Source organism: Streptomyces hesseae, assembly GCF_031845785.1.
GTDB lineage: Bacteria > Actinomycetota > Actinomycetes > Streptomycetales > Streptomycetaceae > Streptomyces > Streptomyces hesseae.
Genome location: NZ_JAVRFI010000013.1, coordinates 39512 through 61641, shown reverse-complemented (window position 1 = coordinate 61641; position 22130 = coordinate 39512). Strand labels below are relative to the sequence as shown.

At 70.8% G+C, this 22130-nt stretch carries 25 protein-coding genes; 5 read left to right on the top strand and 20 right to left on the bottom strand.

Annotated elements, in window-relative coordinates:
- Positions 1-11 precede the first annotated feature (11 nt).
- The 13 genes from RM609_RS20305 to RM609_RS20245 all read right to left on the bottom strand — a co-directional run bounded on the left by RM609_RS20305 (position 12) and on the right by RM609_RS20245 (position 11820).
- Positions 12-665 carry a hypothetical protein gene (locus RM609_RS20305; protein ID WP_311612810.1) on the bottom strand — a complete coding sequence of 218 codons (654 nt, stop codon included), beginning with the start codon at positions 663-665 and terminating at the stop codon, positions 12-14.
- On the bottom strand, positions 662-895 hold the full coding sequence (locus RM609_RS20300; protein WP_311612808.1) for a hypothetical protein: 234 nt from the start codon (positions 893-895) through the stop codon (positions 662-664). Before RM609_RS20300 ends, RM609_RS20305 begins: the two co-directional genes overlap by 4 nt.
- Positions 896-1003: 108 nt before the next feature.
- Entirely contained in the window at positions 1004-2119 is a 1116-nt protein-coding gene (locus tag RM609_RS20295; RefSeq protein ID WP_311612807.1) for a conjugal transfer protein, read from the bottom strand.
- 342 nt (positions 2120-2461) lie between these two features.
- Positions 2462-3433, bottom strand: coding sequence for a hypothetical protein (locus RM609_RS20290; RefSeq protein ID WP_311612805.1), 972 nt, complete (start codon positions 3431-3433; stop codon positions 2462-2464).
- Positions 3430-3924: a hypothetical protein gene (locus tag RM609_RS20285; RefSeq protein WP_311612804.1), complete on the bottom strand. Its 495-nt coding sequence runs from the start codon at positions 3922-3924 to the stop codon at positions 3430-3432. Before RM609_RS20285 ends, RM609_RS20290 begins: the two co-directional genes overlap by 4 nt.
- Positions 3924-4601: a hypothetical protein gene (locus RM609_RS20280; RefSeq protein ID WP_311612802.1), complete on the bottom strand. Its 678-nt coding sequence runs from the start codon at positions 4599-4601 to the stop codon at positions 3924-3926. The genes RM609_RS20285 and RM609_RS20280 overlap by 1 nt, the downstream gene beginning before the upstream one ends.
- Positions 4598-5644: a hypothetical protein gene (locus RM609_RS20275; protein ID WP_311612801.1), complete on the bottom strand. Its 1047-nt coding sequence runs from the start codon at positions 5642-5644 to the stop codon at positions 4598-4600. Before RM609_RS20275 ends, RM609_RS20280 begins: the two co-directional genes overlap by 4 nt.
- 13 nt (positions 5645-5657) lie before the next feature.
- A complete protein-coding gene (locus RM609_RS20270; RefSeq protein ID WP_311612800.1) occupies positions 5658-7478 on the bottom strand; it encodes a type IV secretory system conjugative DNA transfer family protein in 1821 nt (606 codons plus the stop codon).
- A gap of 129 nt (positions 7479-7607) precedes the next feature.
- Positions 7608-8312 carry a nucleotidyl transferase AbiEii/AbiGii toxin family protein gene (locus RM609_RS20265; RefSeq protein WP_311612798.1) on the bottom strand — a complete coding sequence of 235 codons (705 nt, stop codon included), beginning with the start codon at positions 8310-8312 and terminating at the stop codon, positions 7608-7610.
- Positions 8313-8391: 79 nt separating this feature from the next.
- Positions 8392-9027 carry a hypothetical protein gene (locus tag RM609_RS20260; RefSeq protein ID WP_311612797.1) on the bottom strand — a complete coding sequence of 212 codons (636 nt, stop codon included), beginning with the start codon at positions 9025-9027 and terminating at the stop codon, positions 8392-8394.
- A 33-nt stretch (positions 9028-9060) separates the two neighbouring features.
- On the bottom strand, positions 9061-11169 hold the full coding sequence (locus RM609_RS20255) for a hypothetical protein (protein ID WP_311612795.1): 2109 nt from the start codon (positions 11167-11169) through the stop codon (positions 9061-9063).
- 123 nt (positions 11170-11292) lie between these two features.
- A complete protein-coding gene (locus tag RM609_RS20250; protein ID WP_311612794.1) occupies positions 11293-11511 on the bottom strand; it encodes a hypothetical protein in 219 nt (72 codons plus the stop codon).
- 93 nt (positions 11512-11604) lie between these two features.
- A complete protein-coding gene (locus tag RM609_RS20245) occupies positions 11605-11820 on the bottom strand; it encodes a hypothetical protein (protein WP_311612792.1) in 216 nt (71 codons plus the stop codon).
- A gap of 237 nt (positions 11821-12057) precedes the next feature.
- Between RM609_RS20245 and RM609_RS20240 the strand changes: the two genes are divergently transcribed.
- Together RM609_RS20240 and RM609_RS20235 are read left to right on the top strand one after the other, a co-directional pair.
- Positions 12058-12468 (top strand): helix-turn-helix domain-containing protein, encoded by a 411-nt coding sequence (locus tag RM609_RS20240; protein WP_311612790.1) that lies wholly within the window; start codon positions 12058-12060, stop codon positions 12466-12468.
- 154 nt (positions 12469-12622) lie between these two features.
- Positions 12623-12889, top strand: coding sequence for a hypothetical protein (locus RM609_RS20235; RefSeq protein ID WP_311612789.1), 267 nt, complete (start codon positions 12623-12625; stop codon positions 12887-12889).
- A 129-nt stretch (positions 12890-13018) separates the two neighbouring features.
- On the opposite strand, the gene RM609_RS20230 is transcribed toward RM609_RS20235, so the two are convergent.
- From RM609_RS20230 to RM609_RS20220, 3 genes are all read right to left on the bottom strand, one after another.
- On the bottom strand, positions 13019-13471 hold the full coding sequence (locus RM609_RS20230; RefSeq protein WP_311612787.1) for a rodlin: 453 nt from the start codon (positions 13469-13471) through the stop codon (positions 13019-13021).
- A 176-nt stretch (positions 13472-13647) separates the two neighbouring features.
- A complete protein-coding gene (locus RM609_RS20225; RefSeq protein ID WP_311612786.1) occupies positions 13648-14043 on the bottom strand; it encodes a rodlin in 396 nt (131 codons plus the stop codon).
- A gap of 146 nt (positions 14044-14189) precedes the next feature.
- Positions 14190-14519, bottom strand: a complete 330-nt coding sequence (locus RM609_RS20220; RefSeq protein WP_311612784.1) for a hypothetical protein — start codon at positions 14517-14519, stop codon at positions 14190-14192.
- Between the two features lie 262 nt (positions 14520-14781).
- Between RM609_RS20220 and RM609_RS20215 the strand changes: the two genes are divergently transcribed.
- Positions 14782-15381, top strand: a complete 600-nt coding sequence (locus RM609_RS20215; RefSeq protein WP_311612782.1) for a TetR/AcrR family transcriptional regulator — start codon at positions 14782-14784, stop codon at positions 15379-15381.
- A gap of 244 nt (positions 15382-15625) precedes the next feature.
- Here the strand turns inward: RM609_RS20215 and RM609_RS20210 are convergent, their stop codons facing one another.
- From RM609_RS20210 to RM609_RS20200, 3 genes are all read right to left on the bottom strand, one after another.
- Positions 15626-16333: a ScbR family autoregulator-binding transcription factor gene (locus RM609_RS20210; RefSeq protein ID WP_311612781.1), complete on the bottom strand. Its 708-nt coding sequence runs from the start codon at positions 16331-16333 to the stop codon at positions 15626-15628.
- Positions 16334-16531: 198 nt separating this feature from the next.
- On the bottom strand, positions 16532-17305 hold the full coding sequence (locus RM609_RS20205) for an SDR family NAD(P)-dependent oxidoreductase (protein WP_311612779.1): 774 nt from the start codon (positions 17303-17305) through the stop codon (positions 16532-16534).
- Positions 17306-17385: 80 nt separating this feature from the next.
- Positions 17386-18102 carry an HAD family hydrolase gene (locus tag RM609_RS20200; RefSeq protein WP_311612778.1) on the bottom strand — a complete coding sequence of 239 codons (717 nt, stop codon included), beginning with the start codon at positions 18100-18102 and terminating at the stop codon, positions 17386-17388.
- Positions 18103-18355: 253 nt separating this feature from the next.
- Here RM609_RS20200 and RM609_RS20195 point away from each other — a divergent pair, with 253 nt between their 5' ends.
- Together RM609_RS20195 and RM609_RS20190 are read left to right on the top strand one after the other, a co-directional pair.
- Positions 18356-19345, top strand: a complete 990-nt coding sequence (locus RM609_RS20195) for a ScbA/BarX family gamma-butyrolactone biosynthesis protein (protein ID WP_311612776.1) — start codon at positions 18356-18358, stop codon at positions 19343-19345.
- Positions 19346-19434: 89 nt separating this feature from the next.
- A complete protein-coding gene (locus tag RM609_RS20190; RefSeq protein ID WP_311612775.1) occupies positions 19435-20499 on the top strand; it encodes an alpha/beta hydrolase in 1065 nt (354 codons plus the stop codon).
- Between the two features lie 7 nt (positions 20500-20506).
- On the opposite strand, the gene RM609_RS20185 is transcribed toward RM609_RS20190, so the two are convergent.
- Positions 20507-21829: an alpha/beta hydrolase gene (locus tag RM609_RS20185; RefSeq protein ID WP_311612773.1), complete on the bottom strand. Its 1323-nt coding sequence runs from the start codon at positions 21827-21829 to the stop codon at positions 20507-20509.
- Between the last annotated feature and the right edge of the window lie 301 nt (positions 21830-22130).

Here is a 22130-nt window from a genome sequence, read left to right as displayed (position 1 = left end):
GTCGGGTACCTCTACCTGCCTTCGGGGCCGGGCCGGTGCGCCGCACTGCCCGTCCATGCCTGTTGGGCCGCGTGCGGGCCGTTCTGCTGAGCCGCCGCCCGCTCGGCGGCTTTGCGCTCCTTCGCGGAGAGGCCGCGCATCCGCGCGCGGTAGACGTGGTCCGGGCCGTAGAGCCGGGGCCGGGCGTCGAGCTTCGCCGGGCGGCCCGCCGTCGGCCTGGGCTCCTCGCCACCGAGGGCGCCCTCGAACACGCCCATGCCCGGGAGGGCCAGGAACTCGTCCGTCCGCTCGCCCAGACGGGCCCGGAGCGGCAGCCACTCGCTGCGGTCGGCCGCGCGCCGCCCGCCGTTGATGACGGGCCGGTGGCCCACCGTCAGATAGCGGATGGCCAGGGCCCACTGGGTCAGGTTCCACCGCCGCTCGTTACGCCGAGAGCGCTGCGCGCCGTAGAAGGTGATGAGCGCGGGCGGGGCGAAGTAGAGGGTGAAGAGGAACTTCGACGGGAATCCGAAGATGAGCAGGAGTCCACCCACCCAGACCGTGTAGATCACGGCACCGGTCACCAGGACGCGCCGCGAGGGGCCCTCGCCGAGGTCCATGCCGAACAGCTCGTGCTGCCGCGTCTCCAGGTCGAAGTGGCGGGTGAAGGTGTGCCCCACCCTCATGAACCGGCCACTTTGTTCCAGATCGCGATGAGCATGGTCTTCGCGGTTCCCGACGAGAAGACGAAGCCGGCCACGACCACTCCGGCCACGAAGTGGCCGAGGAGCTCGCCCCATTCACGCTTCGCGTAGTGGCCGACGGCCCTGACCGCAAGGACGATCAGGAAGATGTTTCCGGCGACCATGATCACCCAGGACTGGAGTTCGGCCCCAGTGGTCAGCGCGAGTTGCATCGGTATTCCCCCATGATGAGACGGTGAGACGGGCAGCGGTGAATGGATGGAAAGCCGGCGGACCGGCGAAGAGGAAAGGGGTGTCGGCGGTGCGGCGGGCCGGGCCGGCTACGGCGTGAATCCGCCGTGGACCTCGGCGACCTGCCAGCGCTCGGCCTGCGCCGAGGACACGCGGGTGAGCTTGACCCGGTAGGTCTGCTCGATCTCGGCCCCGCCGACGTTCCAGATGACGACGGCCGTGCCGACGCGGTCGGTGCCGCTGCCCTCGTCCACGGTCCAGTTGCGGATCGTGCCGAGCGTCATGCCGGACGGCAGGGCGGGGATGGAGGCGCCCGGCGCGGCGACCGAGTCGGACTCGCCCGCGGCGTACTTCGAGAAGAACTCCTCGACCACACCGCGGGTCTTGTCGCTGAACTCCATGTCGTTGCTCTTGGCGGCCGGCGCGGGTACGGACGGGCCGCTGTTCGGCACGCCGACGATGCCGGGCTCGCCGGTGACGACGACGCGGCCGGACGCCTGGACGACGGGAACCTCCAGGCCCATCCACCGGGTGGCGGAGGCGGGCTTGGCGTCCTTCTTGGCGTCGTCCTTCTTGGGCTCGTCCTTCTTGTCGCCCTTGTCCTTGTCCTTGTCGGCCGGGGCGGAGTCGGTCGGCGCCGGGCCGCTCACCAGGAGGTCCACCCGGACGCGGGCACGCTTGTCGCCGAGCACGGAAACGGTGCTCGGCAGGACGACGAGTACCTCCTGGTGCCCCTTGGAGTTCCAGCCGGCGGCGGTCTCGGCCCCCCTGGGCATGTCCCGCGCGAGGGCGCCGGCCCGCGCCTGCGGGTCGGCCTCGTCCCAGGTCAGATACGAGCGCGCGAAGCGCGCGGCGACCGCCTGGGCCTCCTGGACGGGGTACTGCGGACCACTGTCGACCTTGGTGGGGGCGGGCTTGGGCGGGGCGGGGGTCCAGAACCACGAACGGATGCCGGTGATCGCGGCGAGGGCGACGACGCCCCAGAGCACACCGCGGCCCACCTTCACGGCGAACTTGGAGCCGCTCTTCTCGTCCTCGATCTTCCAGGGGACCTGGCTGCCGGCGGCGGGCCTGGGCGCGCCTTCGGGCGCCGCCGGCTCGGTACGGGCGGGACCGGGCGTCTGCCCCTGGAGCCGCGCCGCGGCGTCCGTCCACTGCTGAAGGCCGGCGGGAGCGGGAGCGGGAGCAACGGTTGGCTGGGCCACCGGGGTTGCTCGTGTCGCGAGCATGTCAGCAGTCGGTGCGGCCGGAGCCTTGTCGCGCGGATCCGGCAGATTCAGTATTCGCCACACGACTGTCTTGAATGCGCTCAACCCTGGCGACCCTTCCCCCGTACAACGCCTGAGTGCGAGGACAGTACGTTGGCTGATTACTGATCGTCAAATGTCTTCATTTGACAACTAGTAGCAGAACAGTTACCAACTCTGTCCGCTTCGAAAGGCACAAAGTTCCGACAAGGTGGACTGTGCCGGAAACGCCCGCCCCCGGCTCGGGCCGGCGGGCGGGCCGGGGGCGGCCCTTTGTGGCCATTCTGTTGCGCGGGGCCCCTACGACATGGATCGGCCACGTCCCCGCGACTGCGTGGGCACGGGGTCGGCGACGGTGGGGCGGGCCTCGGAGCGGAGTGGCTGTTCGGCCTTCGCGCCCAGTCTGTCGCGCAGGTTGGGGCCACCGGTGTCCAGTGATTCGCCCAGGCCATCGGCGAGCGAGTTCGCCTGTTGCTGCTCCTTGGCAGCGGCCTCGGCGGCGTGCGTGGCCTTGAGATCCGCCTCCATGCGCCGGACGTGCTCGATGACCTCGGGGTCCAGGTTCGGATTGAGCGTGGCACGAATCTTGCGCTCGTTCAGCTCTTCGGCGCCCGGGGGGATGCGGACGTTCTCGTACCGCTCGTTCTGGAGAAGGTCCGACGCCTCCTGGTAGGCCTCGGAACGCTTCGGCTCCTTTTTGGTATTGAATTCCTCGAACTTCCCCGAGCGGGCCAGCTCATAGAGCTCGTGGTTGTCCGACTTCGCCTTGAAACTCTCCGGCGTGTGGAACTGGAGCTCGAACTTCTCCTTGGTCTCCGGGTGTTCCCACGCGGTGTTCACGCCCTTGTACACCGGGTCTTCCCAGGTGTTGTACTCGGCCACGGTCTCGTAGCCGCGCTCCCGGAGCTCCGCGTACGCCTGCTTCGTGCCCTGGACGTATTCGTCCGCTTCGAAGGTCAGCGTGTAGCGGTTGAGGTCGTCGACTTCCTCGCAGACCTCCTGGGCGTCACCACCGTTTCGCTTCACCTCGACGGCGGCCTTCCGGCGGAAGGAGTCCAGGCCCTTGAGGGAGTGCTCCAGCCCTTCCAGCCTTCCGCCCCGCCCGGCCGACTGGCGCTCGACCCCCTGCATGATGCCGTCGAGACGGCCGCGCGCCTCCTTGGCGGCCTCCCAGCGGGCGGTGACCAGGCGGTTCTGGTCGGCCGTCAGTTTCAGGTGGTCCTCGGCCTTTTCCGCCGACCCCTGCCACGCGCCGGTGTCCGAACTGCTCACAGCTGGGTGGCCCCCATCACCCCGCGCAGCTCCTGAAGGAGTCGCTCAGCCTCCTCGACCGTGATCTCCTCCAGGTGCGGAGGGTTGGTCTGCCGGGCGTCGAAGGCTTCGAAGATCGCGCTGTCGGGCTCCCACACATCGCCCTGCATGAACGTTTCATCGAAAATGCGCTCAGGGCTCCTCCGGCGCCGGACGACCGTGGTGGGGCCCTTGCCGGCCCGCCACCTGCGCTCGGACGAGTAGAACGCCCAGTAGGTCACCCAGCCCTGCCGGTCCGCCTCCAGCTCCGCGGCCCGCCCGGCGGTCACCGGGTGCAGGGCCCCGGGCCCGGGCACATGCTCGATGGTGCCCTTGACCTTGTGCCACCCCCAGTCGAGCAGCGACAGGAATTCCCACTCGTCCGCCGACCGCCGCCACAGGCTGGAGGGCCGCTCCGGCGTGTACGGCTGCGTCGCCTTGACGAAGTACTCGTAAGTGCTCTGATCACCCATCAGTGACCTTCCTTTCCGGATTCCATTCCGTAACGCCCGCTCTGCACCAGCACCGCCGCCTGCTCGTGCGCCTTCGAGAACTCCGGGCCGGACACGGCACGCACGCCCCGCATCCGCCCCGAGCGGTAGAGATCGTAAAGGAGCTGGTTCTCGGACTGGGCCGAATAACTCTCCGCCGTATGGAAGCGGATCTCGAATCGTGGCTCTCCGCCCGGACGCTGCCAGGCCGCCCGGAATCCCTTGTAGAGGGGGTCCTCCCAAGTGTTCCGTTCCGAGCCGGGGACGAGCTCGAAGCCCTGTTCGTGCAGGAGGGCGTATGTCTGCTGGACGCCCGCCGTGTAGTGATCGGTTGCGAGGACGAGGGTGTAGCGGTTGAGGTCCGTGACCTTGCGCACGAACACTTCCACGTCGACACGGAGGCGTTTGCGGGTGGCGGCCCGGCGGCGGAAGGCGATGAGGGACTTCAGGCGGTACTGCTTTCCCTCCAGGCGGGCCCCGTACGGTTCGGCCAACCGGGTCGCCAGGGTTTCCACGACCGTGTCGAGCTGGGGGTGGGCCGCGCGGGCCCGTTCCCAGCGGGCCGTGACGAGGCCGTTCTCCTCGGCCGTCAGGGACAGGGGACGGGCGTCGTCGGGGCGGGCGTCCTGCCAGGCGCCCACCGGCTTGTCGGTGTTCACAGGCCGATGTCCCCGTCCGCCAGCCGGGCCGCCTCCGTCGCGTCGATCTCCACCAGGTGCGGTGGGTCGGAGGGCCGGGCGCTGAGGAAGTCGTGAACGGCGTCGGTGGGCTCCCAGGCGCCGTCCGGGCCGTACGCCTCGTCGAGGACGCGCTCCGGGCTGCGCCGGCGCCGGACCACCGTGGTCGGCGGCATCCCGGCCCGCCAGTCCGGCTCGTCGGTGTGGTGGGCCCAGTAGGTGACCCAGGACTGACGGTCGGCGGCCAGTTCCAGCGCCCGTTCGGCCGGCAGCGGGTGGAGGATCTCCCGCTTCACGGGCAGTTTCTCCACCGCGTGCCACTCCCAGTCGAGGAGCGAGAGGTACTCCCACGTCTCGTCTGTCTCGTCCGTCTCGTCGGCCGAACGCCACAGGCCGTCCGGCCGGTCGACGGTGAACCCCGGCGGGACCTCGGCGAAGAACACGTACCGCGCGTTCTCCAGGCGCAGGCGCTCCGTCTCCGCCTCGGCGACGCGCGCGCGGAGGGCGGTCGTGTCGGTGGGGCGGCCGGGACGGTCCGGGGAGTGGTCGGTCTCGCACTCGCTGAACATGTAGTTGTGCCGGATGCGCTCGACCGTCGGCCACAGCCACATCTGGTGCCAGTACGCGAGCTCGGAGCCGGCACGGGCCGGGTCGGCGTCGGCCTCGACGGCCGCGCACCAGGCCGCGCGGAGGGCGGCGAGCTCCTCGACGACGCCGCCGTGTGCCGGCCAGCAGGGCCAGATGCGCAGGTGGAGCTGGGGTGCGTAGTGGCGGCCGAGCCAGTCGATCCAGTCGGCCAGGTCCTGCCAGTCCTTCTCCGTGGCGCGCAGGGACCACGGGAGGTGGCCGCCGGGAGACGACGCCGCCGGCGTCTCCAGCGCGTTCAGGCGGTCGAGGATCTCGCCAAGGATCTCCTCGACCTCGCCCTGTTCGCGCTTCACTCCCAGCGCGAACTTCTTGATGTGCTCCTCCAGCTCCGCCCGGTAGGCGGCGAAGTCCGAGCGCTTCAGTACGTCGTCAGCCACGTGTCGTCATCCCTTACAGCGGTCCGCCGACGCGCGCCGCGCGCGTGGCCTGCTCGGCGGCGCGCAGCGCCGGGCCGTCGGGGCTCTGGTCCCACGGCTCCAGCTCGACGATGACGCCCGGGGCGCCGCGGAAGAGGAGGAGGGCCCGGCCGTGCGGGAGCTGGCGGATCTCCTCGGGGCGCAGGATGCGGCGTTCGCGGTTGACCTCGGAGGTGGTGTAACCGAAGAGGCGCTGGGTGTCGCGGGAGGTGGAGAGCTCGGCCATCTCGGTCTCGCCGATGAGCTCGGAGAAGCGGCGCAGGGCCTCGATGTCCTTGAGGCCGCCCATCACCATGGTCGCGGCGGCGTTGTCGAGGAGGGTGGCTGCTTCCTTGTCGCCCCAGCGCTGCCCGGCCTGGGCGAGGGACTGGAGGGCGTAGACGAGGTGGATGCCGTAGCCGCGCGCGTCGGAGGCGAGCGCGGGGAGCTTCGGCAGCGGGGCGACGTTGGCGACCTCGTCCAGCACCAGGCGGAGGAAGGGGTCGAGGCGGCCGGACGGCGTCCGGGGCGCGCGGCGCTTGGCCGCGTCGACGACCTCGCCGAGCAGCATGGTGGTGAGCGGGGAGACGTTCGTGGAGGCGTTGGAGTCGCTGATGAGGACGAGCGTGTCGCGGGAGGCGACGAAGCGGTCCGCGTCGAAGACCGGCACGCCTTCCTGGGGGGTCACACAGCGCAGGACCTTGCGCAGCGCGAGGGGTTCGAGCTGCGCGGCGAGGGTCTGCCGGGTGGAGGCGACGGTCTCGTCGGCGCCCGTGGAGACGGAGCGCAGCAGGACGTCCCAGCCGGGCTCGGCGCCGGGGTGGTCCGTGAGGATGGCGCGGGGTTCGCTCGCCTTCTCCAGGTTGGTGGCCCAGCGCAGTACGTGCTCGATGGTGCGGCCTTCGAGCGCGGCCGCGTGCAGCAGGCGGGTGAGGGCGGACGAGGCGGTCTGCTGGAAGAAGCCGGCGTTGGTGGACGAGCCGTCGTCGGCGCCCATGCCGACGGAGAAGGACAGGGCGCGGGAGGTGGCGGTCTCGCCGTCCTGGCAGCCGGCGACCGGGTCCCACACCATGCGCTCGGGCCAGCCGACCGTGTCGAGCGGGTCGAAGACCCACACCTTGCCCTGGCGTGAGCGCGGCTGGGCGATGACGTCGAGGACGTCGGCGCGCGTCGAGGTGACGACGAGCGGGCCGGGCGCGTCGAGGCAGGCGGGGATGACGACGTTGCGGGACTTGCCGCCGCCGGAGGGGGCGATGACCGCGATGGAGTCCTCCGGCGTGGCGACGAGCGGCTGTCCGGTGCCGAGCTGCCGGCCCATCCGCCAGCCGAACTCGCGCAGTTCGGCGCGGGCGACGGCCCTGGCGTCGTGGCGGCCGTCCTTGCCGGCGAAGGTCGTGGCGCGGGTCTGCGCGGCGGCGGCCCGGGCACGGGCCTCGCCGAGGTCGCGGCGGGCCTCGACGGCGGAGGCCAGGCCCTCACCGCCGGCGCCGTGGACACGCCGGGCGCGGGCGCGCACGGCCAGCGTGATCAGGGTGATGGGCAGGGCGATGAAGGCCAGCCAGACGCAGACGGTGACGGCGGGCGAGGCGGCCCGGATGCCGTCCTCGGTCAGTCCGTCCAGCGGCCGGTGGAGGGCGAGGGCCTTGACGGTGGCGGCGACGTCCGTCACGGCCATGTCGTCGGCGGTGGCCACCAGGGCCAGATGCCAGGTGGCGAAGAGCCCCGCCACGACGGCGACACCCTTCACCAGGGCTATCTCGCCCTGGGGCCCGGTGCCCTTTTCCCTCTTCCGTCCCGTGTCCCGTGCGTTCGCCACGCGCGACCCCCGTCCTCGCCTGCGTTCCTGTAGGAGCCCAGACGGTAACACCCCTGATTCCAGCGAAAGTCCCTGGTCAGGGCTGTTGGAAGGGAGGGTCCGTGCTGTCCTGGCCGCGGGATCGCCCTCTTATGGCGCTTCGTCCTCGTCCTCGTACGGCGCCTCTTCCAGCAGCCGTTCGCCGATGTCGTCGGACCAGGCCCGGGCCCAGCCGCGCAGCTCGGCGACGCGGTCCTCCGCCAGCCCGTACGCGGTGAACTCGCGGTCGTCGATCCAGTCGGCGCCGTCCAGCCGGGCCCGCAGGTCGGCGAGGTCGAAGGCCTCGTCCCAGGCGTGCCGTCTGCCGAACTCCTCCAGTTCGGCGGGCGGCCAGTGGGCGGAGGCGGCGTGGACGTCGATGAAGTCGCGGGCGAAGCCGCGGGCGGCCAGGGCGCGGACCTTGGTGCCGACGACGTCCTCGGCCGCCAGGGAGGGGCCGAGCTCCGTCGGGACGAGCGGGCGCCAGACCGTCTCCTTGAGGATCTGTACGGCGCGCTCCTCACCGGTCTCCGGGTCGGTCACCGCGAAGCGGGCCGACAGCGGGTCGGTCTCGGCGTGTCCCACCTGCCAGCCGTGTTCCGTAAGGGCCGTGCGCAGTGCCGCGACGACGGCGGGCATCGGCTCCTGGCTGTCGGTGGCGAGGGCCGCGTTGCCCACGGGCCGGGCGGTCAGGCCGAGGGCCCGTAGGGCGAGGCCGCCGGTCAGGACGAGCGGATACGCCGTCCCCGCCGTGACGAGGTGGGCGATCAGCCGCCGGAGGGACCCGGCGATCGGCTCAGGGCCATCCGCTTCCATGGCCGTGATTATCGCGCAGGGAATGATCACCACGCGCGGTCGCGGGGCGCGGCCGTGCCGCGCCCCGCGAGTGTCGTCGTCAGTGCTGCGGCCAGCCGTCCAGCTGGCGGTGGACCTTCACGGACGGGCGGGCCGGGTGGGCGGCGGTCAGCGAGGTGGGCCGGGAGAGCAGGTCCTTGACCTCGTCGGCCAGGGCGTCCGCCTGGCGCTTGAGGTCGGCGGCGGGCACCCGGGAGGCGCTCAGCGCGTCCAGCCTGCGGTGGATGTCGGCGAGCCGGTGCTGGGCGTCGGCGGTGAGCCGGGCGGGCGTGGCGGTCGAGACGACGAACTGGTAGGCGCCCGCGAGGGTCTGGCAGCCGACGCAGTGCTCGTTGACGGCGTGGCCGTTGTTGACGGCGGAGAGCCGGACGTTCTGCCCCGAAAGGGTGACGACCTGGAAGGACAGTGCCACCGAGCGGCAGGCGTCGTCGGCGGTGCACCCCACCGACTTGGCGTCCGCGCGGTTGCCGACGCGGGCCGCCGCGACCGTGCCGAACTGGTGGATGGTGAAGCTGTCGCGGTACTCGATGTGGTGCCGGTGGTCCGCCGTCGTCCGGACGCCGTCCTGGGTGACGGCGATGGCCTCGGCGGCCTGGGCCGGGCCGGTGGCGGCCACGGCGAGCCCGGCGACCAGCAGACCGGCCCGCAGAAAGTGGCGCGAGAGGTAGGCGTTCATGGAGTGCTCCTTGCGGCGGAGTGACTGAGTGGATCAGTGGGTCGCGGCCGGCGACGCCGTCGGCGAGGGCGCCGGGGGCGACGGGGGCGCGGTGGTGGGCGCCGGAGCCGGAGGGCTCGCCGGCGCGGGGGCCGGGGCGGGCGGAGCGGACGCGGCCGACGGGGACGCGGTCGCGGCCGGGCTGGGCACCGGCTTGGGTGCCGGGGAGGGCGGCAGCGCGGGGGGCTTGGGGGGCGCGGTGGTGGGCGCCAGGACGATCGGGGCCGGGACCGCGGAGGGCTTGGGGGCCGGCGCGGGGCCCGCCGCCGGGGCGGCCGGGGCCGGAGCGGCCGACGGGGGCGGCGAGGGAAGCCCGGGGGCGGCCGACGGGGTGCGCCAGGGCAGCGGCGAGAGCGCCGGGCCGGCCGCGTCCGGGGCGGCACCGCTCGGGGCGCGTCCGGCGATCGGGGCGTGCGCGATCGCCTCGGCCGGGTCGGGCGGGGGCGGCACGGTGGGGACGTTGGGCTGGAGGATCGGCGCGATCGGCGGCTTGGGCGGCAGCGGCTTGGGCGTGACCCCGCTGGTCCAGGCGTAGGCGAGGACCGTGGCCACGGCGGCGACGGCCAGGACGAGCGCGGTGCGCAGCCGGGGGCGTCCGGCGGTGGCGCGCAGGGCGTTGCGGCCGAGCCGTCCGGAGAGCCGGATGGACAGGTACGTCATGCCGGCCAGCGGGACGATGAGCATCAGGCTGCCCAGCACTCCGGCGAGCCCGGCGGCGAGCTGGCCGTCGGCGAACGCCTCGTAGGTGCCGCTGAGTTGCTGGGTGAGGGAGCGGACGCCGGTGGCGATCAGGCGCGGGAGGTTCCACAGGGCGTAGGCGACCTCGGCGGCCAGCAGCGGGACCATGGTCAGCACCCAGGTGGTGACGACGGCCCGGGTCCTGGGCTTGAGGTCGGCGACGGCGGGGTCGGTGCCGCGCCAGGGCAGCGCGCTCAGCAGAATCGGCTTGATCTTGCCGTAGAGGTCGGGCACTCCGGCGAGGTCGCCGAGGATGAAATAGCCGTCGAGCCGGACGGCGGGCATCAGCTGTTCCAGCACCTCGAAGTGGCCGAGGTAGACCGCGCAGAGCAGGAAGGGCTGGCCGGTGGCGAAGTACAGCCCGGTCAGCAGCAGCATGAAGACGACGTTGAAGTAGACCCCGCCCAGGTCGGTGCGGATCCGCCCGGCCCGGCCGATGCGGTAGACGTCGGTGACGTCCGTGTACATCGAGGGCCAGATCAGGAAGAGGCCGCAGCCGATGCAGCCGGGTGTCGCGCCGTCGTATCTGCACGCCGAGGCGTGGCCGAACTCGTGGAAGACGAGCGAGGCGACGGTCAGCCCGAAGACCACGAGCAGCAGCAGCGGCTGGTCGAGGACGTTGAGCACGGGCGTCATCGCGCCGTGGAAGCCGAACAGCCAGGTGTCCATGGCCAGGGCCAGCAGCAGGACGAGCGCCACCACGGGCGGGCGGTGCAGCCAGGCCAGCGAGCGGGCGATGACGGCGACCCGCCGCTCGTTGAAGATCACGCGGTGGCCCTTGAGGGCCAGCAGCAGGTCGGAGCGCGGGGCGTGGACCTCGTCGCTCTCCTGGCCGGGCGGCACGGTGATGCCGAGCGGCTGGAGCTTGGTCTCCACGAGATAGGCGATGTTGTCGGCGCTGACCTCGCGGCCGAACGAGACGCTGACCTCCCGGGCGATGGCCCAGGTGTCGCGCCGCCCGTCGACGGCGGAGGCGACCAGGTGGAGCAGCCGGGAGAGCTGCACCACCTGGCCGTCGCCGCGACGGGCGATGTACTTGGGCTCGGTGAACCCCGAGCCCTGGTACTCGCCGTGCAGCCGCAGCCCGGCGCTGAGCCGTGGGACGACGGCTTCCGCGTCGGGCGGCGGCAGGGTCCCGGTGGTCTCCCCCTCCCCGTACGCCGGTGGCAGGACGTACGGGATGGTCTCCCCCTCCCCGTACGCCGGTGGCAGGACGTACGGGAAACCGCCGGGCCCCGGCACCGGGGCTCCGTCGTCCCCTGTCCGGACGTCGGTCCCCCCGGTGCCGAAGTGGATCGTCGTGGTCGTGCCCGTGGTGCGGCGACGGCGGCTACGGCCGGCCTCGTGGTCTCCGACCACCGACATCTTGTTCCCCCTGGACGAAATTCGACGGATCCACCCCTGTCCCCAACCCCCAAGCCCCCCCTGGGGATCGGCGGACCGCGCTTCCCCTGGACGCGGTCCGCCGAGCGCGTGGGCCGGGTCGGCCTACTGCTTGATGGAGATGGACTGGGCCGCCTCGGACTGCGCCACCGCCAGCGGCGAGTTGTCGTTCACCGCGAGCGACTCGTTGTGCGCGTGGACGTTGGCGATGTGCTTGGTGACGCTGGTGGTGCGGGAGAAGCTGAACTTCAGCTTGCCCAGGGCCTCACGACCCGGCAGCAGCTCGGCGGACTCGGCGTCGAGCTCGTGCGCGTTCATGCTCATGGCAGTGCCTTTCTCTGACGACGTGCGAACGATGTGCGAACGAAGTGCCGGTGGCGGGCCGCGGGCGGCCGGAGCCGGCCGCGGCCCCCGCCGCTACTGCTGGATGGCGATGGTCTGCGTGGCCGCCGACTGGGCGACGGCGTCGGGCGAGCAGACGTTCAGCGCCGTCGACGTGTTGTGCGCCGAGACGTTGGCGATGTGCTTGGTGACGGTCGTGGTGCGGGAGAAGCTGAACTTCAGCTTCCCCAGGGCCTCACGACCCGGCAGCAGCTCAGCGGACTCGGCGTCGAGCTCGTGCACATCGAGCATGGTCGTCCCCCTCGGGATGGTGGTCCGCGATGACGGACCGCGGTGTCGCAACCGGACCCGGGCAGGACCCCCCGGCTCGCGTCCGATGCGGTCGGACAAGCTGTCCAACGAGATTGGACAGTAGTGGGGTCCGCCGACGCCGCGCAAGGGGTTCCCGAAGATCCCCTCTGGACGGCCTCCGTAGAATCGGTTCACCCGAGCGCGCCCGAGCCAGCCGAGAGCAGGAAGCGACCTTCAGTGACCAACGCACTGAGCCAGATCATCAAAGATCGCCTGGACCGGCAGGGGTGGTCCTACGGGGAGGTCGCCCGCCGGGGCGGCGTTCCGCGGTCGACCGTGCACCACCTGGCCACGGCCGAGCGTCTGGTGCGGATGCCGCAGCCGGCCACGCTCGAAGGACTGTCGCGCGGTCTCGATCTCCCCCTGGACACCCTGCGCCGCGCGGCCGCCGAGGCCTGCGGGATCCACCTCTACCCGACCGCGGAGCCGGCCCCGGACTCCAGGGAGCCGGCCGCGCCGGCGGACCCGGAGGTCGATCTGCTGATCGCGAGTGTCCAGCGGCTGTCCTCCGACGACCGCCGGCATGTGGCGGCGCTGGTCGAGTCGTTGCTCGAACGCTCGCCCAAGGACCACCCGGACGGGGGCTGAACCACCCCTTCGGGCCCGCGAGTTACGTACCGGACGTCGGCGGCGACGCCCACGGTTCCCTGGACCACCGGATTCCGGCGAATATTCGCGTCCGCCCGAGGAGCGCGTCCCCACCGGGCTATCGTCTCGGTCTGCCCGAAGCCAGGGGGAATGCGTGCTCGTTGTCAGTGGTGCCTCGACGTCCAACGCCGTCGTACGGGGGCGCTGTGGGGAATCCGTGGTCCTGCTCTCCGGTGAGCTGCCCGAAGTGCTCACCGAACGGAGCGTCGCCGAACTGCTCGACCTGGCGGCCGCCGTGCTGACCGGCGAGGAGATGGCCATGTTCCGCGACTGCCTGAGCGCGCTGCGCCGGGGGGAACGGCTGGGGCACCGCCGTGTGGAGGTCGGCGGCGCGGTGCTGACCATTTACCACGAGAGCTGAGACACAAGAGCCGGGACAAGAGGGCTGGGACAAGCGGGCCGAGGCAAGAGGGCTGAAAACGGAAGGGGAGCCGCCCCCGGCCCCGAGACCGGAGGGCGGCTCCCGCACCGGGCGGGTCAGGCGCGGCCGTCAGTGGCCATGACCGTGACCGTGCCCGCGGACGCCCAACTCCCCGAAGAGACCTCCCTCATTGCCGGAGCCATTGCCCGACAGGATCGGGATGTCGTCGAGGATGTGCGACAGCGGGTCGTCCCCGTCGTTGATCGTCGAGTTCTCGGTGCACATCTGCTGCTGCTGCGAGGACAGGATCGGGATGTCCTGGAGCCCGACGCCGAGCACACCGATGAGCGACTGGGCGCCCAGCTTGCCGATGGCGATGCACGGCTTGTTGAACGAGCCGTTGATCAGACCCATCTGGGGGCTCATATAGCCGCTGGTGTAGGTGTTGCCGTACATCTGCATGGCGCCGTTGGCGTTGTAGACGTCCCTGGCGTCACCCCCGCCGTACGCGAACGCGGGGGCCGACGACACGCCGACCGCGGAAACCGCGAGCGCGGCCGTGGCCACAACCTTCTTGAACACGTTTCTTCCTCAGCTCCGGTCGACGGAATTCCTGGACGCTCTGCCTAACTCGGAGCGACCGCGAAGGTTATCGGCCTTCATTCCTTCGGCCCAGCGCGGGAAAAAGGGGAGTCCCCCCGCAGCGGGTCCCGCACACCCGCCGCAGAGGGACTCTTGTCCGTAGCCGGACGGTCCGGTCAGTGACCGTTGCCCGAGCCGTTGCCCGACAGGATCGGGATCTCGTCGAGGATGTGCGACAGCGGGTCGTCCCCGTCGTTGATCGTGGAGTTGTCGGTGCACTGCTGCTGCTGCTGCGACGTGAGGATCGGCACGTCCTGGAGGCCGATGTTGAGGACTCCGATGAGGGACTGGATGCCCAGCTTGCCGATGCCGATGCACGGCTTGTTCAGCGTGCCCTGGATCAGGCTCATCTGCGGGCTTTCCTTGCCGCCGGTGAACGTGTTGCCGTAACCGGTCTTGGCACCATTGGCGTTGAGGACATCCTGGTCGTTTCCGATGGCCATCGCCGGCGAGGCGACGGCGCCGACCGCGGAAGCCGACAGGGCGGCCGTGGCGAGAACCTTCTTGAGCACGTCTATGCCTTTCGATCGAGTAGCGCCCCCACAGAGAAAGCGCTCTGAATAACTCCGGCCCATTCCCTGGGTTGCGGGGTTTCACTCGTTCGATCCAGTGGACGCGCTAGGTCCGATCGGCGTTCATAGCCAAATCCAAAAGACCCTCAACGGGTCAGTCGTCGATAGGAAAAAATGCTGGTCAGCGTCACGTACCGATATTGCCCGCCACGCTCGCTGCGCAGTTCGCCGCGCTCGATGAGATGGGCCACGGTCCACGGGGAGAGCCCCAACAGCGAGGCCGCCGTGCGCACCGGGACGCTCAGCCCCTCGAATACCGCGGGAAGGGGCTCCGCCGGGGAACGACCGGCCGGAGCCCGGTCGTCCGGCGCGGCGTCGGCGGGCACCTCATGGCGCGTACCACCGGCCGCGGCGAGACCCGTCGCGTAGTAGTCGTGTGCGTAGTAGTCGATCGCGGCAGCAACATGTCGTGCCATGTCGACGCGCACCATCCCCTCGGTCCAGTCACATTTACGTACCTGCCGCCAGGCTAGTCAGCTCGGTCGGAAGCGTAAGAGTCCCCTAGCCGGGCGTCAAGTATGGTTTCGCCTTGCCTGCCGTCCGGCTAGATTCCCTCCGTCGCACCCGTCCCGGCTGCCACAAGGGCACCGATGAGGGGGGTCGCCCGTTACTTACTTGCCGACGGGCTAGTTATGACCTTAAAGAAAGCGCACCACGGACCAGCAGGAGAGTGAGCCCATGGGCAGCACATCCCAGGCACGCAAGAGCGACACCCGCGAGCGCATCCAGCGAACGGCCCTCGATCTCTTCGTCTCGCGGGGCTACGAGAAGACCTCCCTACGGGAGATCGCCGAGGAGCTCGGCGTCACCAAGGCCGCGCTGTACTACCACTTCAAGACCAAGGAGGACATCCTCGGCGCCCTCTCCGACCAGCTCGGCGGCCCCGTCGACGAACTGATCGCCTGGGGCCGGGACCAGCCCGCCACCCTGGAGACCAAGCGCGAGCTGCTGCGCCGCTACAGCGCGGCCCTGCGCGAGGCCGCGCCGATCTATCACATCCTCCAGGAGAACCAGGCGACGCTGCGCGAGCTCGCCATCGGCGAGACGCTCCGGCAGCGGGTGACGGCGGTCTCCGGGCTGCTCCACGACGGCGAGGCGCCGCTGGACACCCGGGTGCGCCTCTCCAGCGCCCTGCTGGCCGTCCACTTCGGCGCGCTCACCCTGGACGCGCTGCCGGGGGACCGTGAGGCCAAACGCGCGGCCGTCCTCCGGGTCGCCCTGGAGATCCTGGACTCCACCGCCCGCGAGAGCGCCGCGCGGGCCGTCACCGCGGGCTGACACCCGGGCTGACGTCCCGCACCACGGGAAAGGCCGGGCCGGCCGCTTCGTAAAAAGTGGCTGGCCAATACAACGGTTCAATACCGTCACGTCGGTTTGCTCTGCTGCCGACGAATGATTTCAGCCGCCACTTTCCGGCCAGCTTAAGAGAAACGGGTGCCCTGCGGCACCCTTTTTACGGAATAAGACACTCCGGAATAAGACACTCCACCCCGGTGGGAAAGCCGGGAAAACGGCCCGCGGTTCAGCCCACCCCGGCCGGCGCGGCCTCCAGGGCGCCCTCGGCCTCGGCCGCCGACCGCAGACGCTGCCGTTCCGCCTCGGCCAGGGCCCGGGCACCGCGCCCGGGGGCCAGGTCGAGCCGGGCCAGCACCGAGGGCACGGCCACGCTGGGCATCACGTGCTCGTAGAGGATCGTGGCGCGACGCTCCAGGTCGGAGCGGTTGTTGATGGCCTGGGACATGGTGTTGATGCCGGCGTACGCGCCGACGATCAGCTCCGCGGTGTCGGCCGGGACCACGTGCGGCAGCACCTCACCGCGCTCCTTGCCCTCGGCCAGGACCCGCGTGTGGAGTTCCGTCCAGCCATGGAAGGGGCCGCTGCGGTTGAGGTTCGTCGAACCGTGTTCGAGGGTGAGCCGGACGCTGCCGCGCAACAGCGGGTCCACGAGCAGCCGATGGGCGAAAATCATGCCCATGTCGACCAATTCCTGCATCTTGGACGCCCGGCCGGGCTCGGCGGCCGGGAGGTCCGTCATCATCTGGGCATCGATCACGGCGAGCGCCAGCTCCTCCTTGGAGGCGAAGTGGAAATACAGCGCCCCCTTGGTCACTTCGGCCCGGGTCAGGATCTCCGTAATGGTGGCGGCGTCGTAACCCCGCTCGTCGAACACCACCGCGGCCGCTTCCAGAATGGACTGGCGAGTCCTGATCGCGCGGTCCTGCTTTGCCACGGTCTGCCTCCGGATCGATGAGATAGCTCCGCCGCGTCCCGGCGGCGAGGGCGACATGTCGCCGGCCATACGTGCCGCGGTCGCCCCGGAAATCAAACCGGCGAGTACGTATCCTATCAAGTGCCGTCTGGCAACATGGCGCAATACACTCGATACCAATTCGTCCGGGGCGGCGCGTCCGGTCGCCCAACTCCCGTGTCACACCATGTGGAAGCCGCCGTCCACGGGAACGGTGGCGCCGGTGACGAAGGACGAACGGTCGCTCAGCAGCCAGGCCGCGGCCTCCGCTATCTCCGCCGGCTCGGCGGTGCGGGGCTGGGGTGACGCCGCGTGCAACGCCGCCTCCATTCCCGGGTTCCGCTCGAACCACTCCGCCACCACCTCGGTGCGCGTGGTGCCCGGGGCCACGGCGTTCACCCGGATGCCGCTCGCCGCGTATTCGGCGGCCGCCGCCCGGGTGAATCCGATGACCGCGTGCTTGGCGGCCACGTACGGGGCGGCCACGGGAGTGGCCAACAGCCCGCCCACACTGCTGTTGTTGACGATGGACCCTCCGGTTCCGCCCTCCAGCATGGCGGTTATCTCGTCCCGCAGACAGTTCCAGGTGCCCCGGGCGTTGACGTCCATGATGGCGTCGTAGAGGTCGTCGTCCATCAGATGCAGCGGAGTGCGCCCCTGGCCCCAACCGGCGTTGTTGAAAGCGGAGTCAAGTCTTCCGTATCGTTCCACGGCGAAGGCGACGGCACGGGCCGTGTCCTCGCGCCGGGTCACATCGGTGACCACGTACGCCGCCTCGGCCCCCTTGTCGCGCAGCTCCGTCACCAGTTCGCGCAGCCGGTCCTCGCGCCGGGCGGCCAGCACGACCGTCGCCCCCTCACGGGCGAACACCCGTGCGGCCGCCGCGCCGATGCCACTGCTGGCACCGGTGATCAAGGCGATCCGGTCCCGCAGCAATCCCTGGTCACTCTTCATCAAGGGAACCCCTTCACTCACGCTCCGGCAGCGGTACCGTCGGGGGCGGTACCGTCAACCGGCTCCATGATGCTGGTTCGTCAGGCGTCGCCCGGCCCGGTGGGGGCCGCCCACGACGTCCCGGCAGCGGCCTCCGCGTCGACGGTGCGCAGCAGCGACTCGTCGATGGCGGAGAGCGAGCCGGCCAGGTGCCGTACGCCCGCCGCCCGCATCAACTCGCCCTGGAAGCCGTGGGCGAAGCCGGAGGGGTGCCCGATGAACGCCACGCCGAGCTCGCGCGCCGCCTCCGCGACCCGGGCGACGTCGTCGATGAACACCGTCTCGTCGGGACGGAGCCCGAAGATCTCCGCGATCTCCTTGACTCCCGGCCGGAAATCGTTGGTGCAGACGTACCGGGGGCCGTCGAAGAGGTCCGCGTACGCGCCGAGGTGGCGGTCGAAGTGAGCGGCCGCGAGGCCGCCGTAGCAGACGACGCGCAGGCCCAGGGCGCGCAGCCGGCGCAGCAGGTCCACGGCGCCGTCGAGCAGCCGGACCGGGTCGTGCTCCAGATACGCGGCGCGCTCCTGGAAGTAGACCTCCAGCACCTTCTCCGGCGCCCAGTCCACCCCGGCCGCCGTGCCCAGCGCGCGGGCCGCCACCAACTGGGGCTGGGAGAAGACGTCGTACTCCACGTCGGCGGTGTACCGGCCGCCCCGGTCGGTGACGAACCGGTGGATCACCGGGCTGAACGTGTCGTTGAGAAGGACGCCGTCGATATTGACGGCGGCCAGCCGTATCCGTCGCAGGGACCCGACCACTACCGACCTCCATTGTCGAACGAATGCACAGGCGGGGGAACGTCTCCTCGAATTACAAAGCGACGCACCGCGATTGCCCCAGGTGAGAGAGGTAAATCACATCGGCGCTGAAAGGCCGTCACCCGCCTTGTATCTTGACCCCCCGAAGGGCGTTGGCCGGGGGGCCGTCAGCAGCTCGAGAAGCTCTGACAGCACGCACCTTGACATATCCGCAGTCGATCCTGGGCGCAGCATGCTGATCCGAGGGGGAACCATGTCCCAGACCACCTCCGCCCCGGCGTCCTTCGCCCCGGCCCTGCCCCGGCTGACGACCACCGTCCCGCGTGAGTACGTCCACCGCGCGGCGGTCGCCGAGGTGTTGCTCACGGGCTGGCGCAAGGTCGAGGCGAACCGTTTCCGGGTCTGGGCCCAATGGCCGCGCGGCCACAGTTTCTTCGCCCCGCTCCGGGGAGTGCAGCACGATCCCATGCTGATCGCCGAGACCGTACGGCAGATCGGCTCGCTGCTCGCCCACGCGGAATTCGACGTACCACTTGGATTCCAGTTCCTGATGTGGCACCTGGACTACGCACTGCGTCCCCAGCACACGACGCTCGAGTCCACCCCCGCCGAGCTGGTGCTGGACGTCGAATGCTCGGAAATCCGCCGCAAGGGCCGAAGCTTCGGCGGCATGCGCTACGACGTGGTCATCCGCCGGGACGGGGCGATCGCGGCCACCGGCAGCGCCTCGTACACCTGTACCTCTCCCGAGGTCTACCGCCGACTGCGCGGCGATCGGCTCCCCGGCACGCCGAACGTGCTCGGCGCCCCGATGCGCCCCCGGCGCGTCGGCCGCCACTCCCCGTTCGACGTGGTGCTCGCCGAGGAGGACACGCCCGGCGCGGCCCGGTGGCGGCTGCGCGCGGACGGGCGGCATCCCATCCTCTTCGACCACCCCGTCGACCACGTCCCCGGGATGGTCCTGCTCGAGGCCGCCCGTCAGGCCGCCGCCGTGCTCTCACCGGACCCGGTCATCCTCCCCACCGAGCTCACCAGCAGCTTCCACCGCTACGCGGAGCTGGACAGCCCGATCTGGATAGAGGCCACCCGCGAGACCTCCACCGGGGGGCGGAGCGGGCCGGCCGCCACCGTCGTCCGGGGCCATCAGGACGACGAGGTGCTCTTCACCTGCGCGGTGACCTCCATACGGCCGCGGAACGCCCCCGTTCCGCCCGGCGACACGGCCGTCAACCCTTCCGAGTAGCCCTGCCCCGTTTTCTCCGGCGCTCCCTCCCCCGCTCCATTAAGGTCGTCCCGCCATCGGGACCGACGAGCCGAGGGGGCGTCCGCGGGATGGGCCTGAGCCTCACCAGCACCGCGTTCCTCGTTCTGCTCGTCGTCGCGTCCGTGCTGGCCGTGGTCGCCACACTGCTGCTGTGGGGGCGGGTCCCCGGACCGGCGCCGCTGCGCTGGCTGGGCCGGGTCCTGCTGATCGGCCTCTGTCAGGCGACCGCGATCTGCGTGGTCGCGGTCTCGATCAACTCCAGCTACGGCCTCTACGCCTCCTGGGACGACCTCCTCGGCCGCAAGAGCACCGGGCCCGTCTCGATGCCCGGCCCGCCCGCCCACCGCGCCCGCTTCGGCAAGGCCGACTACGGCATGCAGGAGACGTACTTCCGCGGCTCGCGCTCCCAGCTCTCCGGCCAGGTCCTGGTGTGGACCCCGCCGCAGTACGAGCAGGAGCGCTACCGCCACACGAACTTCCCGGTGGTCGTCCTGCTGCACGGGGTGCCCGGCTCCCCGCAGTCCTGGATGGAGCTGGGCCGGATGCCGGGCGCCTACGAGCGGCTGCTGAAGGAGGGCGCGACCCGCCCGTTCATCCTGGCCGTGCCGATCATCAACCCCGGCGGCGTCGACACCGACTGCTCCGACGTACCCGGCCGCAAGGTCGCGACCTGGCTCTCGGAGGACGTGCCCGAGCTGCTGCGCAAGCACTTCCGTACGGGCCGGGGCCCGGAGTCCTGGGGCGTGCTGGGCATCTCCACCGGCGGCTACTGCGCGGCCAAGCTGCCGCTCCAGTACCCCCGGGCGTTCACCGCGGGCGCGGCCCTGGACCCGGATCCGCTCAACGGCGACGGCGGCGCGATCCCCGATCCCGGGCTGCGGAAACGCAACAGCCCGACGTGGCTGGTGCGGCACACCGACGCCGACGTCGGGCTGTTCGTGGCGACGTCCCGGCAGGACCGGGACAGCCCGCCGCGCTATGTCGAGGAGTTCCAGCGGGAGGCGGCGGGAACGAAGGTCCGGCTGCGGACGATGCTGCTGCCGTCCGGGGGCCACAACTACGGCACCTGGATCAACCTCTACCCGGCGGCCTTCGCCTGGCTGGGGCAGCAGCTACGGGGCGGGCCCGGCTAGCGGCCGGCTATTCGGCCGCCTCGGGCTCCTCGGACGCCTTCGGTTCCTCGGACGCCTTCGGCTCCTCCGTCGGCTTGGGCTCCTCCGAGGGCTTCGCGGCCTGCGAGGGATCCGGCGTCCCGGACGGCTTGCCGCCGTCCTTCGGCTTCGGCTTGTCCGCCGTGTCCTGCGGGAACGTCAGCTGCTGGCTCATCCACTCCAGCACCGGGCCGATCTCCCGCCGCCACGTGGTGAAGTGGTGGCTGCCCTCGGGGAGGATGATCGAGGAGGCGGTCATGGGCTGCTTGACGGCCTTGAGGAACTTCTCCGTCTCGGCGTAGTTCTTCTCGCCCTTCTTGCTGCTGGTCACCAACACGTTCACCCGGGGCGCGGGCATGTTCTCCAGCCGCCAGAGCAGGTCGTGCTCCTGCTGATTCCGCTTGCCGTCCGGGCCGCCGCCGAAGAGGTTGCCGGTGGTGAGGTCGTTGCCGACCTTGTAGTCGCCGGAGAGCGCGGCCGCCGCGGGGTAGACGTTCGGCCGGCGCATGGCGAGCTCCAGCGCGCAGGTGCCGCCCGAGGAGTAGCCGAGAACGCCCCAGGCGCTCGGGTCGTGGCCGACCCGGTAGGTGCTCTTGAGCGCGTCGGGCAGGTCCTTGGTGAAGAACGTCTCCGCCTGCGGGCCGTCGGGCACGTCCACGCACTCGGTGTCGCGCGGCGGCGCGATCGTCGGCCGAACCATCACGATGATCGTCGGCTGCATCCTGTTCTCCTGGAGCAGCCGGCCCGCCGTCTGCGGCACCTGGAGGTGCTGGGCCAAATTCATGATCCCGCCGGGATAACCGCTGATCACGACCATGACGGGAAAGCGGTGACGTTCGTACTGCTTCTGGAAGTACTGCGGCGGGAGATAGACGAATGCGGGGTTGATGGCCCGGGAGCGCTCTCCGACGATACGGACCGACTGGACCTTCCCCTCCTTGTCGGCGGGGCCGCGCGGAATTCCGCCCACCTTGTCGAGCCCCTGCGGACCGGCCGGCTGCACCAGCCCGTCCTTCGACGCGCCGACCGTGGCGTACGGGCCGCCCCGGCCCATCTCGTTCACATTGACGGGGGCCTTGTCGACGCGCCCGAGGAGCTGATTCCAGGTGCCGTAGAAGCCGCCCCAGGAATTCACGGCCAGCGCCAGCGCCGCCATGATGGACAGCTGGGTGGTCACGATGGCCCCCAGCCGCCCCAGCACCGGCCGGACCCCGCGGCCGGCCAGCCGGGGCCAGATCCAGACGGTGAGCCCCACGCACAACACGGCGGCGAATACCACCGTGTACAAGAGTGACCTGCTGGTCAGGCCCATGCGCCTCTCAACTCCCTGCCCCCGTGGTGGGTACTCATGTTCGGTCCGGTAATACTCACCGATAAAGAGGCCGGAACATGCGGACAGGGTTGCCCTGACCTCATTTATTGCCCTGCTCTTGGCCTGCCCGTGCCCTGGGCTTCCCCAGGCGTTCCCGACAACGAAAGCCCCCTTCGGGCGGTTACCCCGGCCCGGTGAAGAACGGTCGACCGCCGGATGGAGACTGGCCGAACGCCTCCTTCCGCTGTTTGGTGGAATCACGGCCGAGCGTCGGGGGCACCGCCCGGGGGCGGCGGGGACG

Excerpts from the sequence above, each read along its gene's own strand:
- RM609_RS20305 (WP_311612810.1), bottom strand. The coding sequence starts at position 665 with ATGAGGGTGGGGCACACCTTCACCCGCCACTTCGACCTGGAGACGCGG.
- RM609_RS20300 (WP_311612808.1), bottom strand. The coding sequence starts at position 895 with ATGCAACTCGCGCTGACCACTGGGGCCGAACTCCAGTCCTGGGTGATC.
- RM609_RS20285 (WP_311612804.1), bottom strand. The coding sequence starts at position 3,924 with ATGGGTGATCAGAGCACTTACGAGTACTTCGTCAAGGCGACGCAGCCG.
- RM609_RS20265 (WP_311612798.1), bottom strand. The coding sequence starts at position 8,312 with ATGGAAGCGGATGGCCCTGAGCCGATCGCCGGGTCCCTCCGGCGGCTG.
- RM609_RS20260 (WP_311612797.1), bottom strand. The coding sequence starts at position 9,027 with ATGAACGCCTACCTCTCGCGCCACTTTCTGCGGGCCGGTCTGCTGGTC.
- RM609_RS20255 (WP_311612795.1), bottom strand. The coding sequence starts at position 11,169 with ATGTCGGTGGTCGGAGACCACGAGGCCGGCCGTAGCCGCCGTCGCCGC.
- RM609_RS20250 (WP_311612794.1), bottom strand. The coding sequence starts at position 11,511 with ATGAGCATGAACGCGCACGAGCTCGACGCCGAGTCCGCCGAGCTGCTG.
- RM609_RS20245 (WP_311612792.1), bottom strand. The coding sequence starts at position 11,820 with ATGCTCGATGTGCACGAGCTCGACGCCGAGTCCGCTGAGCTGCTGCCG.
- RM609_RS20220 (WP_311612784.1), bottom strand. The coding sequence starts at position 14,519 with ATGGCACGACATGTTGCTGCCGCGATCGACTACTACGCACACGACTAC.
- RM609_RS20215 (WP_311612782.1), top strand. The coding sequence starts at position 14,782 with ATGGGCAGCACATCCCAGGCACGCAAGAGCGACACCCGCGAGCGCATC.
- RM609_RS20205 (WP_311612779.1), bottom strand. The coding sequence starts at position 17,305 with ATGAAGAGTGACCAGGGATTGCTGCGGGACCGGATCGCCTTGATCACC.
- RM609_RS20195 (WP_311612776.1), top strand. The coding sequence starts at position 18,356 with ATGTCCCAGACCACCTCCGCCCCGGCGTCCTTCGCCCCGGCCCTGCCC.
- RM609_RS20190 (WP_311612775.1), top strand. The coding sequence starts at position 19,435 with ATGGGCCTGAGCCTCACCAGCACCGCGTTCCTCGTTCTGCTCGTCGTC.
- RM609_RS20185 (WP_311612773.1), bottom strand. The coding sequence starts at position 21,829 with ATGGGCCTGACCAGCAGGTCACTCTTGTACACGGTGGTATTCGCCGCC.